This window comes from Roseomonas sp. TS2 (assembly GCF_058833935.1).
Genome location: NZ_JCACVY010000069.1, coordinates 1 through 20,401 on the forward strand (window position 1 = coordinate 1; position 20,401 = coordinate 20,401).

The 20,401-nt window shown below is 70.6% G+C and carries 16 protein-coding genes; 9 read left to right on the forward strand and 7 right to left on the reverse strand.

Features of this window, described 5'->3' with window-relative positions; all coding sequences use genetic code 11:
- A partial coding sequence (locus ACZJYS_RS12585; RefSeq protein ID WP_493178549.1) for a metallophosphoesterase family protein occupies window positions 1–987 on the reverse strand: 987 nt, incomplete at its 3' end.
- A 184-nt stretch (window positions 988–1,171) separates the two neighbouring features.
- Here ACZJYS_RS12585 and ACZJYS_RS12590 point away from each other — a divergent pair.
- Window positions 1,172–2,146, forward strand: a complete 975-nt coding sequence (locus ACZJYS_RS12590; protein WP_493178552.1) for a Bug family tripartite tricarboxylate transporter substrate binding protein — start codon at window positions 1,172–1,174, stop codon at window positions 2,144–2,146.
- Window positions 2,147–2,167: 21 nt separating this feature from the next.
- Here the strand turns inward: ACZJYS_RS12590 and ACZJYS_RS12595 are convergent, their stop codons facing one another.
- A complete protein-coding gene (locus tag ACZJYS_RS12595; RefSeq protein WP_379652062.1) occupies window positions 2,168–3,085 on the reverse strand; it encodes a LysR family transcriptional regulator in 918 nt (305 codons plus the stop codon).
- Window positions 3,086–3,130: 45 nt separating this feature from the next.
- Between ACZJYS_RS12595 and ACZJYS_RS12600 the strand changes: the two genes are divergently transcribed.
- Window positions 3,131–4,198: an Ldh family oxidoreductase gene (locus ACZJYS_RS12600; RefSeq protein WP_493178557.1), complete on the forward strand. Its 1,068-nt coding sequence runs from the start codon at window positions 3,131–3,133 to the stop codon at window positions 4,196–4,198.
- A 3-nt stretch (window positions 4,199–4,201) separates the two neighbouring features.
- Here the strand turns inward: ACZJYS_RS12600 and ACZJYS_RS12605 are convergent, their stop codons facing one another.
- Window positions 4,202–4,996, reverse strand: coding sequence for an IclR family transcriptional regulator (locus ACZJYS_RS12605; RefSeq protein WP_379652061.1), 795 nt, complete (start codon window positions 4,994–4,996; stop codon window positions 4,202–4,204).
- Between the two features lie 130 nt (window positions 4,997–5,126).
- Between ACZJYS_RS12605 and ACZJYS_RS12610 the strand changes: the two genes are divergently transcribed.
- The 4 genes from ACZJYS_RS12610 (at window position 5,127) to ACZJYS_RS12625 (ending at window position 12,265) form a co-directional block, all read left to right on the forward strand.
- On the forward strand, window positions 5,127–6,539 hold the full coding sequence (locus tag ACZJYS_RS12610; RefSeq protein WP_493178561.1) for an amidohydrolase family protein: 1,413 nt from the start codon (window positions 5,127–5,129) through the stop codon (window positions 6,537–6,539).
- Window positions 6,540–6,629: 90 nt separating this feature from the next.
- On the forward strand, window positions 6,630–8,213 hold the full coding sequence (locus ACZJYS_RS12615) for an ABC transporter substrate-binding protein (protein ID WP_493178564.1): 1,584 nt from the start codon (window positions 6,630–6,632) through the stop codon (window positions 8,211–8,213).
- A 26-nt stretch (window positions 8,214–8,239) separates the two neighbouring features.
- On the forward strand, window positions 8,240–9,844 hold the full coding sequence (locus ACZJYS_RS12620; RefSeq protein WP_493178566.1) for a M20/M25/M40 family metallo-hydrolase: 1,605 nt from the start codon (window positions 8,240–8,242) through the stop codon (window positions 9,842–9,844).
- 204 nt (window positions 9,845–10,048) lie between these two features.
- Window positions 10,049–12,265 (forward strand): TonB-dependent siderophore receptor, encoded by a 2,217-nt coding sequence (locus ACZJYS_RS12625; RefSeq protein WP_493178568.1) that lies wholly within the window; start codon window positions 10,049–10,051, stop codon window positions 12,263–12,265.
- Window positions 12,266–12,277: 12 nt separating this feature from the next.
- Here the strand turns inward: ACZJYS_RS12625 and ACZJYS_RS12630 are convergent, their stop codons facing one another.
- Window positions 12,278–13,282 carry a tripartite tricarboxylate transporter substrate binding protein gene (locus ACZJYS_RS12630; RefSeq protein ID WP_379652057.1) on the reverse strand — a complete coding sequence of 335 codons (1,005 nt, stop codon included), beginning with the start codon at window positions 13,280–13,282 and terminating at the stop codon, window positions 12,278–12,280.
- A gap of 216 nt (window positions 13,283–13,498) precedes the next feature.
- Here ACZJYS_RS12630 and ACZJYS_RS12635 point away from each other — a divergent pair, with 216 nt between their 5' ends.
- Together ACZJYS_RS12635 and ACZJYS_RS12640 are read left to right on the forward strand one after the other, a co-directional pair.
- The gene (locus ACZJYS_RS12635) at window positions 13,499–14,179 is read left to right on the forward strand and encodes a GntR family transcriptional regulator (protein WP_493178571.1); all 681 of its coding nucleotides are present in this window, start codon (window positions 13,499–13,501) and stop codon (window positions 14,177–14,179) included.
- Window positions 14,170–15,276 carry an isocitrate/isopropylmalate dehydrogenase family protein gene (locus tag ACZJYS_RS12640; protein WP_493178573.1) on the forward strand — a complete coding sequence of 369 codons (1,107 nt, stop codon included), beginning with the start codon at window positions 14,170–14,172 and terminating at the stop codon, window positions 15,274–15,276. The genes ACZJYS_RS12635 and ACZJYS_RS12640 overlap by 10 nt, the downstream gene beginning before the upstream one ends.
- A gap of 62 nt (window positions 15,277–15,338) precedes the next feature.
- Here ACZJYS_RS12640 and ACZJYS_RS12645 read toward each other — a convergent pair whose 3' ends face one another.
- On the reverse strand, window positions 15,339–16,406 hold the full coding sequence (locus ACZJYS_RS12645) for a 4-hydroxythreonine-4-phosphate dehydrogenase PdxA (RefSeq protein ID WP_493178576.1): 1,068 nt from the start codon (window positions 16,404–16,406) through the stop codon (window positions 15,339–15,341).
- Between the two features lie 858 nt (window positions 16,407–17,264).
- Between ACZJYS_RS12645 and ACZJYS_RS12650 the strand changes: the two genes are divergently transcribed.
- Window positions 17,265–18,194 (forward strand): replication protein RepA, encoded by a 930-nt coding sequence (locus tag ACZJYS_RS12650; RefSeq protein ID WP_245906343.1) that lies wholly within the window; start codon window positions 17,265–17,267, stop codon window positions 18,192–18,194.
- A 43-nt stretch (window positions 18,195–18,237) separates the two neighbouring features.
- Here the strand turns inward: ACZJYS_RS12650 and ACZJYS_RS12655 are convergent, their stop codons facing one another.
- On the reverse strand, window positions 18,238–18,864 hold the full coding sequence (locus ACZJYS_RS12655; protein ID WP_493178579.1) for a hypothetical protein: 627 nt from the start codon (window positions 18,862–18,864) through the stop codon (window positions 18,238–18,240).
- 2 nt (window positions 18,865–18,866) lie between these two features.
- Window positions 18,867–19,592, reverse strand: coding sequence for a ParA family protein (locus ACZJYS_RS12660; RefSeq protein WP_493178581.1), 726 nt, complete (start codon window positions 19,590–19,592; stop codon window positions 18,867–18,869).
- Window positions 19,593–20,401: the final 809 nt, after the last annotated feature.

Genomic DNA, 20,401 nt, shown 5'->3' on the forward strand with positions numbered 1-20,401 from the left:
GATCCAGAACGCCTCCTCCGGCGCCGCCTCCAGCGCGGCGGCGCGCATCCGCCCCAGCGTCTCGCCCCGGTCGCGCGCCAGGGCGGCATGGGCGGCGGTGGGGCCGGACAGCTCCAGCCGCAGCGCCAGCAGGCGCCCCTCGGCGGCGTCCACCGCCTCGCCTACGGCGCGCAGCACGCGGTTCAGCACGGCGTCGTCATCGGCCGCGCCGGTGCAGTCCACCGCCACGCGCTGCCAGCGCACCACGTCCAGCGTGCGGTGCTCGACGCCCGTCACGCGCCCCTCCCGCACGGTGACAAGGCTGGCCCCCTTGGCGCCCGCCTCGTTGATGTGGCGGCCCTGCAGGTTGCCGGGGAAGACGATCCACGGGTCGCGCAACACCACCTCGCGCGTGTGGATGTGGCCGAGCGCCCAGTAGTCGTAGCCGTGCCGGGCCAGCTGCTCGACGGTGCAGGGCGCGTAGGAGGCGTGGCCGGGCCGGCCGGTGGCCGCCGTGTGCAGCAGCGCCAGGTTGAACAGCCCCGGGCGCGGCGGCGGGTAGCCGAGGGCGATGTTCTCCGTCACGTCGCGGTTGGCGAAGCTCTGGCCGTGCAGCACCACGCCATGCTCCGCCAGCAGCACGCTCTCGGGGCGGCGGGTGGAGAGCAGGCTGGCGCCGTCCGGCAGGCGCAGGTCGCGGGTGATCTGGCTTTCCGCGTCGTGGTTGCCGCGGATGGCGACGACGCGGATGCCGGCGCGGGTCAGCCGCGCCAGGGCGGCGACCAGCGCCTGGCCGGTGCGGAAATCCGACCAGTCGCCATCGTAGAGGTCGCCGGCGACGACGACGAAATCCACCTGCTCGGCGATGGCGAGGTCGACCAGCGCGGACAGCGCCTCGCGGCTGGCGCCGCGGATGCGGGCGGCCGGGGCGGACAGGTCGGCATCGAGGCCGCGCAGCGGGCTGTCCAGGTGCAGGTCGGCGGCGTGCAGGAAGCGGAAGCTGGTCAAGGGCGCGACGACATCCTCATGGTCTCATGACTAGCACGCGGCCCCAGGCGCGCAAGCGAGGGGCAGATTTATGCGCGTGGCGCATGGATGGGCGAAACCGCGCATTTATCGGCCGGGGCGCGCGGCTCTATGGCTGGGGCAACCGCCCCGCCAAGGGGCTCCGGTCCGCCAGGAGGAGACGCGCATGACCCGACGCCGGCATTTGCTGAAGGCCACCCTGACCCTGCCGGCAGCAGCGCTGCTGCTGCGCGGCGGGCAGGCCGAGGCGGAGGCGCTGTATTCCATGCTGCGGCTGTTCATCCCCGCCAATCCCGGCGGCGGCTGGGACGGGCTGGGCCGCGCCATCGAGCAGGTGGTGCGCCGCGCCGGGCTGGCCGGGAACGTGCAGGTGGAGAATGTGGGCGGCGCCGGCGGCACGGTGGGCCTGCCCCGCTTCCTGGCGCAGTACCGCAACCGGCCCGAGGGGCTGATGGTGGCGGGCAGCGTGATGGTGGGCGCCTCCATCGCCAACAAGTCGCCCATGGGGGTGCTGGACGTAGCGCCGATCGCGCGGCTGACCGAGGAGGTCAGCGTCATCGTCGTGCCGCCGGATTCCCCGATCCAGGACCTGCAAGGTCTGCTCGCGCGGCTGAAGGAGAACCCCGGCGCCGTCTCGGTCGCCGGCGGCTCGGCCGGCGGCACGGAGCACATCACGCTGGGGCTGATGCTGAAGGCGCTGGGCCGCTCGGCGCGGGAGGCCTCCTACGTGGCCTTCTCGGGCGGCGGGCCGGCGCAGGCGGCGGTGCTGGGCGGGCAGGTGGTGGCGGCCATCTCCGGCATCTCGGAATTCGGCGAGCAGGTCCGCGCCGGGCGGCTGCGCGCCCTGGCCACCACCGGCGAGCGCCGCGCCGGCCCGGATGTGACGACGCTGAAGGAGGCGGGGCTGGACATCGCGATGCCGACCTGGCGCGGCGTCTTCGCCGCCCCGACGCTGAGCGCCGAGCAGAAGGCCGCCCTGGTGACGCTGATGGCGCGGATGCACGCCACGCCCGAATGGAAGGAGCTGCTGGCGCAGCGCGGCTGGGACGATGCCTGGCTGCCCGGCGACGAATTCGGCGCCTTCCTCAAGCGGGAGGTGACGGACACGACGGCGGTGCTGAAGGAGATCGGCCTCGCCTGAGGGCGGATGCGGGCCGGGGCCTCACGCCTCCGCCCGCGCCGCGATCCGGAGTTGCTCCGCCAGCGCCTCCGCCGCGCCGGTCAGGCCGCGCGCGCGGCGGTGGACGAGCGAGAGGGTGCGGCTGATGAGCGGCTCCCGCAGCGGCACGGCGCGCAGCCGGGCGGCCTCCGCCGCGCGCAGGGCGATGCGCGGCAGCACCGAGACGCCGAGACCGGCGCGGACGAGATGGAAGGCGCTCGCCATATGCAGCACCTCGTAGGCCCAGCCCAGCCGCACGCCGTCCTGCGCCAGCGCATCCTGGATGAGGGCGCGGTGCACGCTGGTGCGCGCGGCCAGGATCAGCGGCAGCCCGGCCAGCTCGCGCCAGGCGAGGCTCTCCCGCCGCGCCAGCGGGTGGGCCTCGTCGCAGGCCAGCACGAAGGGGTCCTGCAGCAGCGGCTCCGCCACCAGCCCGGCATCCTGCAGGTCGGCGGCGATGGTGACGGCAAGCTCCGCCTCGCCGCGCGCGACGCTGCGCAGCGCCTCCTGCGCCGTCATGTCGAGGATGCGCACGCGCAGCCGCGGGTGGCTGCGGCGCAGCGCGGCCAGGGCGGGCGGCAGCAGCCCGGCCACCGCCGTCTGCAGGCAGGCCACCGTCACCGGGCCGCGCCCGCCGCCGGGGCCGGCGCCGGGGCTGACCAGATCCTCGATGCCGTCCAGCGCCGTCTCCATCCCGTCCAGCGCCTGGCGCAGCAGGGGCAGCACCTGCCGCCCCAGCGCCGAGGGCGCCACGTGCCGCGTCGTGCGCTCCAGCAGCGGCCCGCCCAGCAGCCCCTCCAGCCGCTGGATGCGGCGGCTGAGCGCGGGCTGCGACAGGTTCAGCCGCGCCGCGGCGAGGCTGAAGCTGCGCAGCTCCAGCACCGCCATCAGCGCGCGCAAATCCAGGATCTCGAAATTCATGCCCATGGCGCATGAATTAAGCCACCCCCGCAGGGAACGCCACGCATGACCCCGCCCCTCGCCGCCCTCCGGCCCGACGCCCTGGCCGATTTCGTCACCCGCCTCTACGAGGCCGCCGGCCTGCCGGCGCCGGATGCCCGGCTGGTGGCCGAGAGCCTCGTCACCGCCGACCTCTGGGGCCATTCCTCGCACGGGGTGATGCGCGCCCCCTGGTACATCGACCGGCTGCGCAGCGGCGTGATGCAGGCGGTGACGCAGCCGCGCTGGCTGGTCGATGCCGGTGCCATCGCGCTGATGGACGCCGCCGACGGGGTGGGCCAGGTGGTGGCGGCGCAGGCCATGGCGGAGGCGGTGCGGCGCGCGCGCGCGCATGGGGTGGGCGTCGTCTCCGTGCGCAACTCGAACCACCACGGGGCGCTCGGCTACTTCACGCGCATGGCGGCGGCCGAGGGGTGCATCGGCCTGCTCACCACCAACGGCAGCCCGGCCATGGCGCCCTGGGGCGGGCGGCGCAAGCTGGTGGGCAACAACCCCTGGTCCATCGCCGCCCCCGCCGGGCGGCACGCGCCGATGATGCTGGACATCGCCAACACCGTGGTGGCGCGCGGCAAGATCTTCCTGGCGCGGCAGAAGGGCCAGCCCATCCCGCCGCACTGGGCGATCGACGCCGAGGGCAACCCGGCCACCGACCCCGTGGCGGCGCTGGGCGGCGTCATCCTCCCCATGGCCGAGCACAAGGGCTACGCCATCTCGGTGATGATGGACGTGCTCTCCGGCGTGCTCTCGGGCAGCGGCATCCTGGAGGAGGTGAGCGGCCCCTACCAGGCGGAGAAGCGCAGCGGCTGCGGCCATCTCTTCCTGGCGCTGAACATCGCCGCCTTCGGGCCGGCCGAGGCCTTCGCCGAGCGGATGGAGAGGATGGTGGCGGAGATCAAGTCCGTGCCGCGCGTGCCGGGCTGCGACGAGGTGTTCTACCCCGGCGAGATCGAGGCGCGGAACGAGGCGCGGCACCGCGCGGAGGGGCTGGCCCTGCCGGAGAAGACGCGGCAGGACTTGGCCGCCGCGGCGCGGCTGCTCGGCGTGCCGGCCCCCGAAGGCTGGGCGGCGGGCTGAGGCTCAGCCGCCGGGCATTTCCGCGGCGCGGGCGAGGCGGCGGGCGGCCTCCAGCACGGCCTCGCCCAGCGCCGCCTCCCGCGCCGCCATGGCGGCCTGCGGCCCGGTGCATTGCAGGATGAGGCTCGCCGGCCCCGCCACGCCCGGCACCGCCGCGGCGATGCTCATGATCCCCTCCAGGTATTCCATGCGGCCGATGGCGTAGCCGCGCCGCCGCGCCTCCTCCACCTCCTGCCGGATGGCGGCCTTGTCGGTCATCGTGGCGGGGGTGAAGGCGTGGACGGGCATGGCCTCCAGCAGCGCCTCGGCCCGCGCCGGCGGCAGGGCGGCGAGGCGGGCGCGCATCTGCGCCGGCGCATCCGCCGGGTAGCGGTGGCCGATCGGCACGTTGATCACAAGCCCGGCGGCGCCGGCCGGGCCGCCCTGCACGCGGTCCACGCAGGTGAAGCTGCCGTCGCGGTTCACCCGGCACAGCAGGCAGGGCAGGCCGATGCCCTCCGCCAGCCGCGCCAGCACATCCTGCACCAGCGCCCCGCGGTCGTGCCGCCGGATGGTCGCCGCCAGGTCGAGCAGCAGCGAGGGCGCCAGGGCGTAGCGCTGCCGCGCGGCGTCGTGGGAGAGCCACCCCTCGGCCACCAGGGTGCGCAGGATCATCAGGCAGTGGCTCTTGGTGAGGCCGAGCCGGCCGGCGATGGCGGCGAGGCCAAGCCCCGCCCCTGGCTCGGCATCGAGCAGCCGGATGATGGACAGGCACTTCCCGACGGCCGGCACCGCCGCCGCCCCCTCCCCCGCAGCCATGGATGCTCCCGCGACAAAACGCGCCGCGCCGGTTGACAGGCCCGGAACAGCGGCGGCACCATATTTCCTGAAGAATGGCGTTCTATATAGAGAACGGCACCACGTCATGCAAGGCCGGGGGTCCGGGGCGATGCGGACATTGATCAGGGGCGGCCTCGTGCTGTCGATGGACGAGCGGATCGGCCGCCTGCCGCAGGGCGACGTGCTGGTGGAGGATGGCCGCATCCTCGCCATCGGCCCCGCCCTGGAGGCGCCGGACGCGGCGGTGATCGGGGCGGAGGGGTGCCTCGTGCTGCCCGGGCTGGTGAACGCGCACCTGCACACCTGGCAGACCGCGCTGCGCGCCATCGGCGGCGACTGGACCAGCGCCGACTACTTCCGGATCATGCATGGCGTCCTCGGGCCGCGCTACCAGCCGGAGGACCTGCGCGTCGGCACGCTGGTGGGGGCGCTGGCGCAGCTCGATGCCGGCGTCACCACCCTGTTCGACTGGTGCCACGGCAACGCCACGCCGGAGCACACCGACGCCGCGCTGGACGGGCTGCTGGACAGCGGCATCCGCGCCGTGTTCGGCCACGGCACCGTCAAGCCGCAGCCTCGGCCGGGCGAGCCGCATTTCTCCGAGGTGCCACACCCCGCCGCCGAGATCCGCCGGCTGCGCACCACCCGGCTCGCCGCCGACACGGCGCGCGTGACCCTGGCCGCCTGCATCCTGGGGCCGGACTATTCCACGATGGATGTCTGCCGCGCGGATTTCGCGCTGGCGCGGGAATACGGCCTGCTCTCCTCCGCCCATGTCTGGGGCAACACCAACCGGCTGGTGCCGGAGGGCTACCGCCGCCTGGCCGGGGAAGGGCTGCTCGGCCCGGACCACAACCTCGTGCACGGCACCTATCTGGGCGAGGAGGAGTTGCGCGTCATCGTGGAGAGCGGCGTCTCCGTCACCTCCACCGCGGCGGCCGAGGTGAAGGGCAATGCGCGGGAGCCGCTGAGCTGCCGCGTCGCGGCGCTCGGCGGCGCGCCCTCCATCGCGCCGGACACCGAGCTGCTGAACGGCGGCGGCATGCTGGACTGCATGCGCGCCGCCCTGCAGCTGCACCGGCTGTTCAACAACCAGCACATCGTGGCGCGGCAGCAGGCGCAGCCGGCCGCCGCCGCGGCGCAGGAGATCGCCACCAGCGGCTCGCCCATCACCGCCGTCTCGCTGACGCATGAGGCGGTGCTGCGCTGGGCCACGATCAACAACGCCCGCGCGCTGCGCCTCGACCACCGCATCGGCTCGCTGACGCCCGGCAAGCAGGCGGACCTCATCATCGTCCGCCGCGACAGCCTGCGCATGATCGGCGCGCGGGAGCCGGTGCAGGCGCTGATCCACTTCACGCAGGCGGCCGACATTCGCGACGTGATGGTGGGCGGCCGGCTGCTGAAGCAGGATGGCCGCCTCCTCCACCCCGGGCTGGCGGCCGAGAAGGCGCGGCTGCTGGCCTCGGGCGACCGGCTGCTCGCCGGCACCGGCCTGCCCGGCGGCGCCGGGCAGGGCTGAACCGCACCCCGGACCAACAAGGCCCGGCCAAACCGGGCACAGGGGAAAGACCAGGCTCACGACACGGCTCGACGAAGCAAGGAGACTCCCATGCAACGGCGCAACCTCCTTCAGGCCCTGGGTGCCGGCGCATCCGCGCTGGCCCTGCCCGCGAAGCTGCGGGCGGCCTCGGCCACCACGCTGCGCTTCACCCCGCAGCAGGATCTGGTGACGCTCGATCCGATCCTGACCACCGGCTACATCACGCGCAACTACGCCTACATGGTGTACGACACGCTCTACGGCATGGACGGCAACTACCGCGCCACGCCGCAGATGGTGGCGGGCCACCGCGTGGAGGATGGCGGGCTGCGCTGGGACCTGACCCTGCGCGACAACCTGTTCTGGCACGATGGCGAGCGCGTCCTGGCGCGGGACTGCGTCGCCAGCCTGCGGCGCTGGGGCCAGCGCGACGTCTTCGGCACCACGCTGATGGCGGCGACCGAGGAGCTTTCGGCGCCCGACGACAGGACCATCCGCTTCCGGCTGAAGCGGCCCTTCCCGCTGCTGCCCATCGCGCTCGGCAAGGCCTCGGTGCCGGTCTGCGTCATGATGCCGGAGCGGCTGGCGATGACGGACCCGTTCAAGCCGGTGCCCGAGATCGTCGGCAGCGGCCCGTTCCGCTTCAAGGCGGATGAGCGCGTACCGGGCTCGATGAACGTCTTCACCAAGTTCGAGCGCTACGTGCCGCGCCCCGATGGCACGCTCTCCTGGACCTCCGGCCCGAAGGTGGTGCATTACGACCGCGTCGAGTGGCGCTCGATCCCGGACAGCGGCACGGCCACGGCGGCGCTGCTCTCCGGCGAGCAGGACTGGCAGGAATACGCCTATCACGACCAGCTGCCGCTGCTGAAGCGCGCCCGCGATGTCACCACGCGGGTGCTCGATCCCACCGGCTTCGTCACCATGCTGCGGCTGAACCACCTGCAGCCGCCCTTCGACAACCCGGCGATCCGCCGCGCGCTGTGGCGGGCGCTCAGCCAGTCGGACTGCATGCAGGCCATCGTCGGCGTCGATGACCCGGCGCTGTACCATGTGCCGCTCGGCTTCTTCTGCCCGAACACGCCGATGGCCTCGACGGCGGGGCTGGAGCCGCTGACCGGCCCGCGCGACCTGGAGAAGGCGCGCGAGGAGATCCGCGCCGCCGGCTACAGGGGCGAGAAGGTGCTGATCATGGCCGGCAACAACACCGCCGCCGGCATGGCGCTCGGCGCCGTCACCGCCGACCTGCTCAAGCGCCTCGGCATGGATGTCGAGATCTACGCGGTCGAGTTCAACGCCATGCTGCAGCGGCGCAACCGCCGCGGGTCGGTGGCCGAGGGCGGCTGGAGCGGCTTCGCCACCACCTGGTCGGGCACCGACTGGCTGAACCCGGCGGTGCACATGGCGCTGCGCGCCGATGGCAGCTACGCGGGCTGGTCGGAGGATGCGCGCATCAACGCGCTGCGCGATGCCTGGTTCGACGCGCCGGACGAGGCGGCGCAGGCCGCCATCTGCCGCGACATCCAGCTGCAGGCGATGCAGAGCGTGCCCTACCTGCCGCTCGGCCAGTACATGCAGCCCACCGCCTTCCGCCGCGGCATCACCGGCGTGCTGGATGGCTTCGCCACCTTCTGGAATGTCCGCCCGGCCTGAGGGCCGCCGCACCGGAGTGAGGATTGATGGAGCAGCTCAAAGCGATCCGCCAGCACGCGATGGACTGGATCACGGCGAACGAGGCGCGGCTCTCCGCCTTCAACGCGCGCATCTGGGAGCATGCCGAGCCGGCCTGGCGCGAATACAAGTCGGTGCGCGACTATGTGGAGATCCTGCGCGCCGAGGGCTTCGAGGTGGAGGAAGGCTCCGGCCAGATGCCCACCGCCTTCGCCGCGCGATGGGGGCAGGGCGAAGGTGGGCCGGTGCTCGCCAGCTTCTCCGAGTATGACGCGGTGCCGGGCAACTCGCAGCAGGTGGTGCCCCACAAGGCGCCGCGTGACGGCGTGCACCCCTATGCCGCCGGCCACACCGACCCGCATTCGGTGCTGGGCACGGCGGCGCTCACCGCCATCCTGGCCGCCAAATCCGCCATGCAGGCGCATGGCGTGCCGGGCACGCTGAAGCTGTTCGGCGAGCCGGCGGAGAAGGTGTGCGGCTCCAAGCCCATCCATGCCGCGAAGGGCTATTTCGACGGGCTGGACGCCGCCGTGGTGTGGCACCCCTGGCCCTCCAACACCGTGACGGGCGAGACGCATTTCGGCGCCTACTGGAGCGCCGTCATCAGCTTCGAGGCGGAGGCGCCGGAGAAGTGGGTCAATCCCTCGCTGATGCCGATCGACGCCTCGCACGCCATCGCCCGCTGCCCCGGCGCGGTGGACGCGCTCTGCCTGATGTACACGACGACGAAGTACACCAAGGAGGCGATGTTCCCGCACAGCGGCTCCTGGACGCTCAACGAGTTCATCCTGGGCGATGGCGGCGCCACCTCGGACAATCTGCCGCCGCGCTTCAGCCAGATCCAGTATTCCTGGCGTTCCTCCTCGCTCGCGATCCAGGAGCAGATCTGGAAGGTGCTGGCCGCCAATGCCCGCCACGTGGCGGCCATCACCGGCTGCCGCGCCTTCGTGCGCTGGGTGACGAAGACGCGCGTCGGCCTGCCGAACACGGCGATGACGGACCTCACCTGGGCCAATCTGCAGGAGGTCGGCGCGCCCGCCTACCCGGAGGCGGCGCTGGAGTTCGGCCGCGCCATCCAGCGCAACCTCGGGCTGGAGCCGATGCAGGACCCGTTCATCGCCAGCGTCTCCCGCCTGACGCCGCCGGAGGAGAACGAGGCGAAGCTGCGCGCCGGCCTGCCGCCCTGGCAGAAGCATCTCAGCGCCGACGACTACGTGGAATATTCCTGGCATTGCCCGACGGTGCGGCTGCTCGCCGCGCGGCCGCGGCTGCGCCCGCCGCAGCCGGGCTATGCCTATCCCGCCTGGGCCTACAACGCCCTGGGCGGGCTGCCCGCGGCGGTCGATCCCGGCATGTTCGTCGCCGGCCGCACCATGGCGCTGACCTTGCTGGACCTCGCCGCCAGGCCGGACGCCCTGGCCGCCGCCCAGGCGGAGTTCCGGGAGCGCACGGGCGGCGGCGTCGGCGGCAGCCGGTGGGTGGGGCCGCTGCTGCCGGCCGATTTCGACCCGCCGGTCGATCTGCGCTGGCCCGAATACGTCTCCACCCCGCGCGGCGAGGAATGGTGCATCCCCACGCCGCACACGGGCACCGGCGCGGGCGAGCCGCTCTAGGCAGGGCGGGCTCCGGAACCGGCCCCGCTGCCGCGCGCGGCGGGGCCCTCCCCCTTGTGGGCGTGGCGCGGAGGCCACAGGGCGAGCCTTGCCGGCAACAGGGGCGGCGGTTTGCCTCTTGCACGCGGCGATCAGGAGACAGATGATAATGCGAGTCTTTCGCAATTAAATCGCCTGTCTCCCTCTCGTCGCTCGAGGCCCAGAATGACACGTCGCCGCTTCCGCACCCTCCTCCTGGCCTCGGCCGCGCTGACGATGCTGCCCACCTTGGGCCGGCCGCTCCAGGCGCAGGGGACCGAGCCGGCGGCCGGGGCGGTGCTGGAGCTGCCGACCGTCGATGTGCAGGCGACCGCATGGCGGGCCTGGGAGGGCGTGCCCGGCTATGTCGCGCCCGTCACCACCACCGGTTCCAAGACCGACACGCCGCTGATCGAGGCGCCGCAATCGGTCGGCGTCGTCACCCGCGACCAGGTGGATGACCAGGCGGCGCTCAGCGTCAGCCAGGCGCTGCGCTACACCGCCGGCGTGCTGGGCGAGGTGCGGCCCTCGGCGCGCTACGACAGCGTCTTCGTGCGCGGCTTCGGCGGCCAGGGCACGGGCGCCGCCTTCGTCAACTTCCTCGACGGGCTGCGCCAGGGGCGCGGCCTCTATTTCGGCGTACCCAACACGGATCCCTGGCTGCTGGAGCGCATCGAGGTGCTGCGCGGCCCGGCCTCGGTGCTCTACGGGCAGACCGGCGTCGGCGGCCTGGTGAACCTGGTCAGCCGCCGCCCCACCGCCGACCACGTCAACGAGGTGCGCATCGAGGCCGGCAGCAACGCGCTGCTGCAGACCGCCTTCGACCTCGGCGGCGCGCTGACCGAGGATGGCCGCTACACCTACCGGCTGACCGGCATCGCGCGGAAGTCCGGGACTCAGTACGACCATGTGGAGGAGGAGCGCATCGCCATCGCGCCCGCCTTCACCTGGCGGCCGGACGACAGCACCACCATCACCCTCCTCGCCTCCTACCAGCACGATCCGGAGGGCGGCTTCTACAACTTCGTGCCGGCCAGCGGCACGGTGCTGGCCAATCCGAACGGCCGCATCCCGCGCAATTTCTTCGGCGGCGACCCGGCCTATGACAAGTACTACCGGACCCAGGCCGCCATCGGCTACCAGCTCGAGCACCGGCTGGACGATGTGTGGACGGTGCGGCAGAACTTCCGCTACGCGCATATCGACGCCGAGGTGAACGTCCTCTCCGTGCGCTCGGTCGGCGCCGACCAGCGCACCGGCACGCGCAGCGCCACCTTCGTCTCCGACCACGCCAACGCCTTCGCGCTCGACAACCAGGCGCAGGCCAGCTTCACCACCGGCGCGCTGCGGCACACGGCGCTGTTCGGCATCGACTGGCAGCGTACCTCGGCCCGGGCGCGCCAGGGGCTGCGCTCGCAGGGGGTGCCGGGCATCGACCTGTTCCGCCCGGTCTACTACCAGTCCATCCCCGCCATCCTGACCGACCCGAGCGGGCTGACGAACCAGAACATCGACCAGCTCGGCTTCTACGCGCAGGACCAGGTCGCCCTCGGCCGCTGGCGCTTCAATGTCGGGCTGCGCTACGACCGCGCCAGCATCGGCACCACCACGCACACCACGACGGGCGCCGATGCCGGCAGCCTCTCGCAGTTCGACGACGCGCTGACCTGGCGGGTGGGCGGCCTCTACCTGTTCGACAACGGGCTGGCGCCCTATGCCAGCTACTCCACCTCCTTCCTGCCCAACACCGGCACGCAGGCGCCGCAGCGCGGCGGCGGCACCTTCGAGCCCACCACCGGCGAGCAGTACGAGGTGGGCGTGAAGTACCAGCCCCCCGGCATGAACAGCTTCATCCAGGCTTCCGCCTACCACATCACGCAGCAGAACGTGCTGACGCAGGACCCGGTCTATCTCACCGGCAGCATCGCCCAGGGCGAGATCCGCTCGCGCGGCATCGAGCTGGAAGGGCGCGCCAGCCTGACCGCCAATCTCGACCTCATCGGCGCCTATTCCTACATCGACGCGGAGATCACCAAGTCCAACAATGCGGGCGTGGCCGGCAGCCGCGTGCCGCAGGTGCCCAACCACATGGCCAGCGGCTGGGCCAATTACAGCTTCACCGAAGGCCCGCTGCGCGGCCTCTCGCTCGGCGGCGGCGCGCGCTACGTCGGCTCGACCTACGGCAACGACACCAACACCTTCAAGGTGGATGCCGTCACGCTGTTCGACGCCGCGCTGCGCTACGATCTCGGCGCCCGCTTCGAGAGCGCCAAGGGGCTGGAGTTCGCCGTCAACGCGCAGAACATCGCCGACAAGGACTATGTGGCGAGCTGCTCCTCGGTCACCGCCTGCTACTACGGCAACGGGCGGCTGATCCTCGGCTCGGTCCGCGCGCGCTGGTGAGCGCGGGCCCTCTCAGCCCTCCAGCCTCACATTGGCCTCCCGCGCCACCTGCCGCCACTTTGCGATCTCGCCGCGGATGAAGCCGCCGAACTCCTCTGGCGTGCCGGGGGCCGGGAAGCCGCCCAGCTCCAGCATGCGCGCCGACACGGCGGGGTCGCGCAGGATGGCCACGGCGTCGGCGTTGATGCGCGCCAGGATCTCGGGCGGCGTCGCGGCGGGCGCCACCAGCCCGGACCAGCCCAGCGCCTCGTAGCCCTCCAGCCCGGCCTCGGCCACCGTGGTCACCGCCGGCAGCTGCGGCGCGCGGGCGCGGCTGGTCACCGCCAGCGCCCGGGCGCGGCCGGCCTGCACCTGCGGCAGGGCGCTGGCCAGGCTGTCCATCATCAGCGGCACGTTGCCGGCGATCAGGTCGGCCATGGCCGGGCCGCTGCCACGGTAGGGCACATGCGTCATCCGCACGCCGGCGCGGTGCGCCAGCATCTCCATGGCCATGTGCTGCGCGGTGCCCGGCCCGGCCGAGGCGTAGTTCAGCGCGCCCGGCTTCTCCCGCGCCCGCGCCAGCATCCCGCGCAGATCCTCCGGCCCGGTGCCGGGGTGCGCCACCAGCACCAGCGGCAGGGTGAAGATGTTGGTGATGGCGGCGAAGTCCCGCTCCGCGTCATAGGGCAGGTGCGGCATGACGGAGGGGTTCACCCCCAGCGTGCCGGAGGTGCCGACGAGCAGGGTGTAGCCATCCGGCGCGGCGCGCGCGCCGGCCTCCATGCCGAGCGCCCCGGCACCGCCCGAGCGGTTCTCCACCACCACGCGCTGCGGCCATCGCTTCGACAGCTCGTCCGCCATCAGCCGGGCGAAGATGTCGGCGGCCTGGCCGGGCGGAAAGGGCACGATCAGCCGCACCGGGCGGCTGGGATAGCCGCTGGCCGCCTGCGCTGCGGCGGGCCCGGCGCGGAGGAGTAAGGGCGCCGTGGCGGCGGCGGCCGCGGCGGTGATCATGAAGCGGCGTGTGCTGGCAGTCATCGCGGTCTCTCCCTGGGGCTCATGGCGCGCGGGCCATGGGCGATGCCGGTCCTGCACGGTGGTCCGTGGGCCGATCTTGCTTGACGGGGGCATCCTGTCACTGCCAACAATGCATACGCAAACGAATTCGTTCTTCTGCCGCACACAGGGCGGCATGCACCCAGGGAGGGCCGAGCGATGGCAACAGGACCCGTATCCCCACGGGCGCCAAAGGCCTTGGACGGGGAAGGCCAGGGCCGGCAGCCCACCGCCGCCGGCCAGGCGCATGCCCGGCTGAAGGCGATGATCCTGGACAATCTGCTGCCCCCCGGCGCGCAGCTGCTGGAGGGCGAGCTGGCGCTTCGCCTCGGCCTGTCGCGCACCCCGGTGCGGGAGGCGATGGTGCGGCTGGAGCAGGAGGGGCTGGTCGCCATCACGCCGCGCCACGGCATGCGCGTGCTGCCCATCGCCGCCGCCGACATGCGCGAGATCTACGAGGTGCTGACCAGCCTGGAGCCGATGGCGGCCGAGCTGCTGGCGCGCCGCCCGGAACCCGCCGCCGGCCTCGGCCGGCTGGAGCAGGCCTGCGGCGCGATGGAACAGGCGCTGGCGGCGCAGGACCGCCCGGCCTGGGCGGAGGCGGACGAGGCCTTCCATCTCGGCTTGGCCGAGTTGTGCGGCAACCGGCGGCTGGCCGGCATGGTGATGCAGGTGTGGGAGCAGTCGCACCGCGCGAGGCTCTTCACCCTGCACCAGCGCCCCCTGCCCGCCCGCAGCACCGCCGAGCACCGCCGTGTGCTGGAGGCGATCGCCGCCGGCGAGCCGGAACGGGCGCATGCGCTGTACCGCCGGCACCGCCGGCGCAGCGGTGCGGAACTCATCTCTCTCATCGAACGGAGTGGCGTGGCATGGCTGTGAACCGCAACGCGGTGCAGATCGCCCTGATGCCCGGCGACGGCATCGGCACCGAGGTCAGCGAGGCCTGCATGGGCGTGCTGGAGGTGCTGGCGCGCCGGCACGCGCTGGGGCTGCATGCCGAGACGCTGCGCGCCGGCGCCATGGCCTATCGCGACACCGGCAGCGCCATGGACGAGGCCACCTTCGAGCGCGCCCGCGCGGCGGATGCCATCCTGCTCGGCGCCATGGGCTGGCCGGGCATCCGCTACCCGGATGGCACCGAGATCGCGCCGCAGCTCGATCTGCGCTTCCGCCTCGGCCTCTATGCCGGCGTGCGGCCGATCCGCGCCCTGCCCGGCGTGCCGCTGGCGCTGGCCGATCCGCGTGCCGCGCAGATCGACATGGTGATCCTGCGGGAGAGCACGGAGGGGCTGTTCGCCGCCCGCGGCAAGGGCGAGCTGATCGACGACCGCGAGGCGCGGGACACCATGGTGATCACCCGCGCGACCACGGAGCGCCTCTCCCACTTCGCCTTCGACCTGGCGCGGCGGCGCGCCGCGCGTCGCGGCCGGCCCGGGCGCGTGACGCTGGTGGACAAGGCCAATGTCTTCACCGGCTTCGCCTTCATGCGGAAGGTGTTCCACGAGGTGGCGGCGGCGCATCCGGAGGTGGAGGCGGCGCACCACTACATCGATGCCATGGCGCTCGACATGGTCCGCCGCCCCTGGGATTTCGACGTGCTGCCGACCGAGAACATGTTCGGCGACATCCTCTCCGACCTCGGCGCCGGGCTGATCGGCGGCATGGGCTTCGCGCCCTCGGCCGATATCGGCGATGGCCATGCGGTGTTCCAGCCGAGCCACGGCACGGCGCCGGACATCGCCGGCCAGGGCATCGCCAACCCCACCGCCATGCTGCTCTCGGCGGCGATGATGCTGGACTGGCTGGCCGGGCGCGGCGCCGGGCCGGGCTGGGCCGAGGCGGCGGCGGAGCTGGAGGCGGCGGTGAACGCGGTGTTCGCCGCCGGGCTGCGCACCCCCGATATCGGTGGCCGCGCCGGCACGGCGGAGGTGGCGCGCGCCGTGACCGAGCGGCTCGGCCTCGGCGCGCTGGTCTGAGGACTTGGGCGGGAGGCCGCGCCGGCGGGCGGCGCGTCCTGCTCGCCCTCCGGTGCCGGCGTTCAGGCGGCCATAGCGGCCCGCACCTGCAGCAGGGATCCGCCCGCACCCGGGCGGCGGCGGCGCTGGGCCGCGCCCATGCGGGCGGCCAGCAGCAGCGCGTTGCGGGCGGCGCCAGCATGGGCGATGCCCTTTCCGGCGATGTCATAGGCCGTGCCATGCGCGGGCGTGCAGATCGGGAAGGGAAAGCCGCCCAGCAGCGTCACGCCCTGCTCGAAGCCGATCAGCTTCATCGCGATCTGCCCCTGGTCGTGATACATGGTGAGGACGGCGTCGAAATCGCCGCGCCTCGCACGGACGAACACCGTGTCGGACGGATAAGGCCCGTCGCAGCCAAGCCCCTCCGCCTGTGCGGCGGCCACGGCGGGGCCGATCACCTCGATCTCCTCCCGGCCGAAATTGCCGCCATCCCCGGCATGCGGGTTCAGCCCGGCCACCGCGATGCGGGGCGCCGGGATACCGGAATCGCGCAGCGCCGCATGGGTCAGGCGCAGATTCTCCAGGATGCTGTCCCGCGTGATCAACCCCGCCACGGCCGAGAGCGGCACATGCGAGGTGACACGGGCATTCCACAGCCCTTCCAGCACGTTGAACTCCTTGGCAGCGCCCCGGAAGCCGATGAAATTGGCGGTGAAGCCGATCTCGTCCTCGTAGCCCGGCACGTGCAGCCGCATCGCCGCCTTGTTGAAAGGGGTGAAGGACACGGCATCGGCATGGCCGGCCACAGCGAGGGACAGCGCATAGCGGAAGTTCTCCGCCGCGAAGCGGCCGCCGGCCTCGCTGATCTCGCCGCGCCGGAGACTGGCAGGGTCCAGCGTGCCGAGGTCGACGAAGGCAGGGGTGGAGAGATCCTCCGGCAGCGGCGCATCCGGCCCGATGACATGCAGCGCCGGGTCAACTCCTGCCACGCGCGCGCCGTCCCGCATTACCCGCAGATCCCCGATGACGATCAGCCCGGCAGCGGCGCGCACCGTTTCATCGGCCAGGATACGTGCGGTCAGCTCCGGGCTGATGCCGGCAGGATCACCCATGGCCAGGGAGATGACAGGAAGGGAAGCGGATTGGGTCATAGCGGTGCTCTCCCGATGCCCGGCAGGACGCGATGGGCTTTGCCTTATTGTGCTCTGTATGCAGAATATCCGCAAGCTCGTTCCGATCCGGCCCCAGCCTGACTGCGACACCACCTTGCCTTCTCGTCTCCAGACATTTTTCTCGACGCGGCTTTTCCAGATGCCTCCCCTGCCTGCTTCGCCCTGCAGGCGGCGGCCGCCGCCCGCATAGACGTGCCACGCCACATCCGCGCTTCCGAGTACACTCCCGGTGCAAAGCCTCCCCTGGTCGGGATGCAGAACCCGGCTCTGCTGCCATGCAGCTGTGCCTGCACCAGGTCGGCCTTGGTCGGCTTCTCCTGGCTGAGCATGTGGCAAGGGCTCTGCCGCGGATCAGCAGGGGCAGGTCCGGCGCCAGCGGCCCCGGAGCGGCATGCCGCAGGCACTATCGCCGAATGCCTCCTGGACCTGAGGAGGGACATGTCCGTGCTGCAGGAGGTGAGGACTTTGGCGGGAGGATCCTCCTTGAGCGGCTGCCTGCGAGGACTTTGGCGGGAGGATCCATTCTCCCAGGCAGCGAATCGGCGGTCGCGCGCTTCTGCACAGGCGCCGATTCGGGCTGAAAGCCAGGACGGCCTACGGTTTTCTTGTCCACACGGCCGCTGAGGACTTCAGCGGGCAAAGTGAGGACTCGGGCGGGACTGTTCCCACGTTTTTACTGGCTTCAAGCCCTTTGTCCCGAGGACTCTGACGGGACATACTAATATCTAGTATCACTAATAGGCTTCTAATAGCTTGCCCCGCCAAAGTCCTCAGCGACAAAAGCGGAGAAATGCTGCATCTTCCTCAAGGTCGCCGTGATGAGGATAGGAGCGGGCCGTGGCGGAAGTGCATCGGATGCTGGAAGTGCACGGCCGGCAAGGTGTCTTGAAGTTGGACATCGACCGACGTGTGGTCGACGCCGCGGCCGACTATCTGGGCGACGAGGATGGCGGAATAGGCTTCATCTATTCCGGCTGGGCGCAGGCCGCACTGCCCCACAAGCGGCTGGCGGACGATCAGCCCTGGCAGGTCCGGACCGATAAGGTGAGCCTGCTGGTGGAGCCCGGCCGGAAAACCCGCCCTGATGGCAGCCTGGAGTGGATCGGGGTTCCCTACGGCAGCCGGGCGCGCCTGATCATGCTGTATCTTCAGTCCGAAGCCATTCGGACAGGCAGCCGGGAAATCGAGCTCGGACGAAGCCTACGCGCCTGGCTCGGACGAATGGGCATTTCGCCGGGCGGAAAGTCGATCAAGGATGTACGGGAACAGGCGGAGCGGATCACGCGCTGCCGTTTGACCTTCGAGGTACAGCAGGCAGGCCGCTCCGCGCTGGTCCAGCAGCTGATCGTCGACAAGGCCCTGTTCAACGAAGATGAGGACTCTGGCGGGAGCCAGTTCCTCGAGCGCACGAAGCTGTCGGAAACCTTCTTCGATCAGCTGAGGCGCCATCCGATGCCGATTGAGGAATCCGCCATCCGCGCAATCAACCGCCACTCCATGGCGCTTGATATCTATTGTTGGCTCGCCTACCGCCTGCATGTGTTGCCTGGCCCGACTTCGGTTTCCTGGAAGGCATTGCACGCGCAGTTTGGCACGGGCATCCGGAGGCTGGACCATTTCCGGGAGACGTTCATGGAGCAGCTCTCCCTGGCAACGGCGGTCTATCCCTCCGCCCGGGTTGAGTGCCTGGCGAGCGGCATGTCTCTGTCTCCCTCGCCGGCACCCATTTCCAGTCGGAAGACGCAGATCTCCCTTGTCACGCGCTGAGACGCGGGCCTCGTCCACGGCGCGGGGCTTCCCGCCGAAGTCCTCAGGAATGGTCCTGGCTGGCTTCTAAACTGTCCAGTTCGGCCAGTTCCTGAGACAGCTTCTCCACCTCCCGCTTCGCGCGCTCCAGACGCGAGAGCAGATCCCGCCGTTTGGCGGCCAGGAGCGCAGCTTCGCCACTGGCAGCGATCCGTTGTGATTTCAGTTCCTGCCGAAACCGCTCAATGGCGGAGCGTGGCGTATGAGGAGAAACGAGGCCGCGGCTTCTCGCTTCCTCCAATGCCTCTGGCTCCAGCGTCACCAGACGGAAAGCGGCGGCGTAGCTTCGCGGCAGCTCGGCCTCCGGTACATATCCCTGCTCGACCTTTTCCGCGACAGTCCGCAGCATATGCGCGACGGAACGGTTGAAAGGTAGCCGGCTGATAATGTCCTTCTCGAAGCTGCCCCTGAATTGCCGCTCTGCTTGGACAAGAAGTCGGCCGATGGCGAGAAATGCTCTCTGGGCGGTCTCCCAAAGAACCTCTACCTCTCGGACGACCTCTGTCTCATTGGAGAGCTTGTAGACGGTCGTCCGCGGCGTTTCGACATCCTCATGGGCGATGGTGAGAATGGAAGCGCGGCGCGAAGCTGCCTTGCGGGCGCCCCACCGCTCCTTGGGATCGACAGCCATCGTCACTTCTCCAGCCCCAGTTCGAACCGAACGAAATTCCAGACCGCTTCATAATCTTCCGCTGCCTTACGACCCGTCTTGCCCGTCAGGTCGCCGACGCCCTTGCCGTCGAAATAGGTGCGCATGACCGCCTGCATATGCCGTACATCGTGCGGGCACAGCTTTCCCACTGACGACAGATAGTGCCGCGCTTCCCCCAGGCTGCTGACATCGCGGTCCGTCTTGCAAAGAAGGAAAAAGGCCGGACGCCCCTCGGTGCGCACGAGCTTCATCCATTCAGCCACGGACTCCAGATCCTCGCCGCCCTGGCTGGTAGGAATCAGCACAAGTCCAGCCAGCCGAATGACAGCACGCAGCTGTTCCGTATCATGCTCGATACCCGGCGGCGTATCGATGAATAGGAAGTCAAATTCCTTGAGGGAAGTGAGTTCCTGAATTGCCTCGGCCGCTTCAGCCATGTTGACTTTGTCAAAATGGTGAATAGCGGGCAGCTGATCTGGTCGGCGGTTCCACCATCGCGTCAGCGTGCGCTGCATGTCCAGGTCGATCGTGCCCACCCGATATCCATCGCGAGCTGCGAGTGCCGCGAGATTACGGGTGCTGGTTGTCTTTGCGCTGCCGCCTTTGGCGCTGGACAAAAGCAAAACCTGCGTATGAGGGACCGAAGGTTCCAGCGAGGCTGTGGCAGCAGGTTTGCGCGCGAGAGCAGCGGGAGGGCGGCGACCCATTCGTTATCTCCTACTCCGTCTTTCCTATTCTGGAAGACAGACAATGTCTGCGTAGCATGTTTGATGGCGTCAAACATGCGATGTGGATAATCGTCTACCGAAGAGCGTTCGAGAAGGGTGTGATAACACAAGGTCCAGCCCCTGTTGTCACGATCAACTTAACCGACGGGACGATGCGCGTCGTACTGTGTCGGTTCTGAAGGGCAGGCAAGTTCATGACAGTGAGCATGCTGGGAGGCGACTAATCCGCTTTGCGGCCACATTAGATAGCCTCTGCCCTTGCGATGGCGCGCGCAATCACAAAGCCGACGACTCTTGCCTTATAAGAGCCGACTGCTCTGGCGGAAGCTCATGGTGAGATCTGAAGGCGGACGAGACGCTTGAGCGCCGTGAGTGAGGCTTCGCGCCGAGACGAAATGCACCCATCAGCGCAGATCCGGCCACCGGCAACGGACAGGGCAGCTCCGACTTCTTATTGCTACTGATAGAGGCTCCACAGTTTGGCGACCAAGCCTCATAAGCATCTCCTGACGCAGCGGGATGCCGATAGCGATCCGGGCGCAGCAGGGCCTCCGGGCAGAGACCATATTATACGGATCCAGGAGATCGCTACGGGATCGGCGGCGGTCCACTGGCTGAGCAGGTTCTGCGGACCAGGCTTCAGGGTGGAAGGCAACACTCCCCCAAAGCCGCGCTGCCGGCGCCGTTTCAGGTTCTCCCAAGCGAAGTACCAGGAGACATAGGACAGGAAAAGGCTCGCTGCATCCAGGACCAACTGTGCCTCCTGCTGCTCACTCCTGAGGACACAG

Coding starts and splice junctions, on each gene's coding strand:
- ACZJYS_RS12590 (WP_493178552.1), top strand. CDS start 1,172: ATGACCCGACGCCGGCATTTGCTGAAGGCCACCCTGACCCTGCCGGCA.
- ACZJYS_RS12595 (WP_379652062.1), bottom strand. CDS start 3,085: ATGAATTTCGAGATCCTGGATTTGCGCGCGCTGATGGCGGTGCTGGAG.
- ACZJYS_RS12600 (WP_493178557.1), top strand. CDS start 3,131: ATGACCCCGCCCCTCGCCGCCCTCCGGCCCGACGCCCTGGCCGATTTC.
- ACZJYS_RS12605 (WP_379652061.1), bottom strand. CDS start 4,996: ATGGCTGCGGGGGAGGGGGCGGCGGCGGTGCCGGCCGTCGGGAAGTGC.
- ACZJYS_RS12610 (WP_493178561.1), top strand. CDS start 5,127: ATGCGGACATTGATCAGGGGCGGCCTCGTGCTGTCGATGGACGAGCGG.
- ACZJYS_RS12615 (WP_493178564.1), top strand. CDS start 6,630: ATGCAACGGCGCAACCTCCTTCAGGCCCTGGGTGCCGGCGCATCCGCG.
- ACZJYS_RS12620 (WP_493178566.1), top strand. CDS start 8,240: ATGGAGCAGCTCAAAGCGATCCGCCAGCACGCGATGGACTGGATCACG.
- ACZJYS_RS12625 (WP_493178568.1), top strand. CDS start 10,049: ATGACACGTCGCCGCTTCCGCACCCTCCTCCTGGCCTCGGCCGCGCTG.
- ACZJYS_RS12630 (WP_379652057.1), bottom strand. CDS start 13,282: ATGACTGCCAGCACACGCCGCTTCATGATCACCGCCGCGGCCGCCGCC.
- ACZJYS_RS12640 (WP_493178573.1), top strand. CDS start 14,170: ATGGCTGTGAACCGCAACGCGGTGCAGATCGCCCTGATGCCCGGCGAC.
- ACZJYS_RS12645 (WP_493178576.1), bottom strand. CDS start 16,406: ATGACCCAATCCGCTTCCCTTCCTGTCATCTCCCTGGCCATGGGTGAT.
- ACZJYS_RS12655 (WP_493178579.1), bottom strand. CDS start 18,864: ATGGCTGTCGATCCCAAGGAGCGGTGGGGCGCCCGCAAGGCAGCTTCG.
- ACZJYS_RS12660 (WP_493178581.1), bottom strand. CDS start 19,592: ATGGGTCGCCGCCCTCCCGCTGCTCTCGCGCGCAAACCTGCTGCCACA.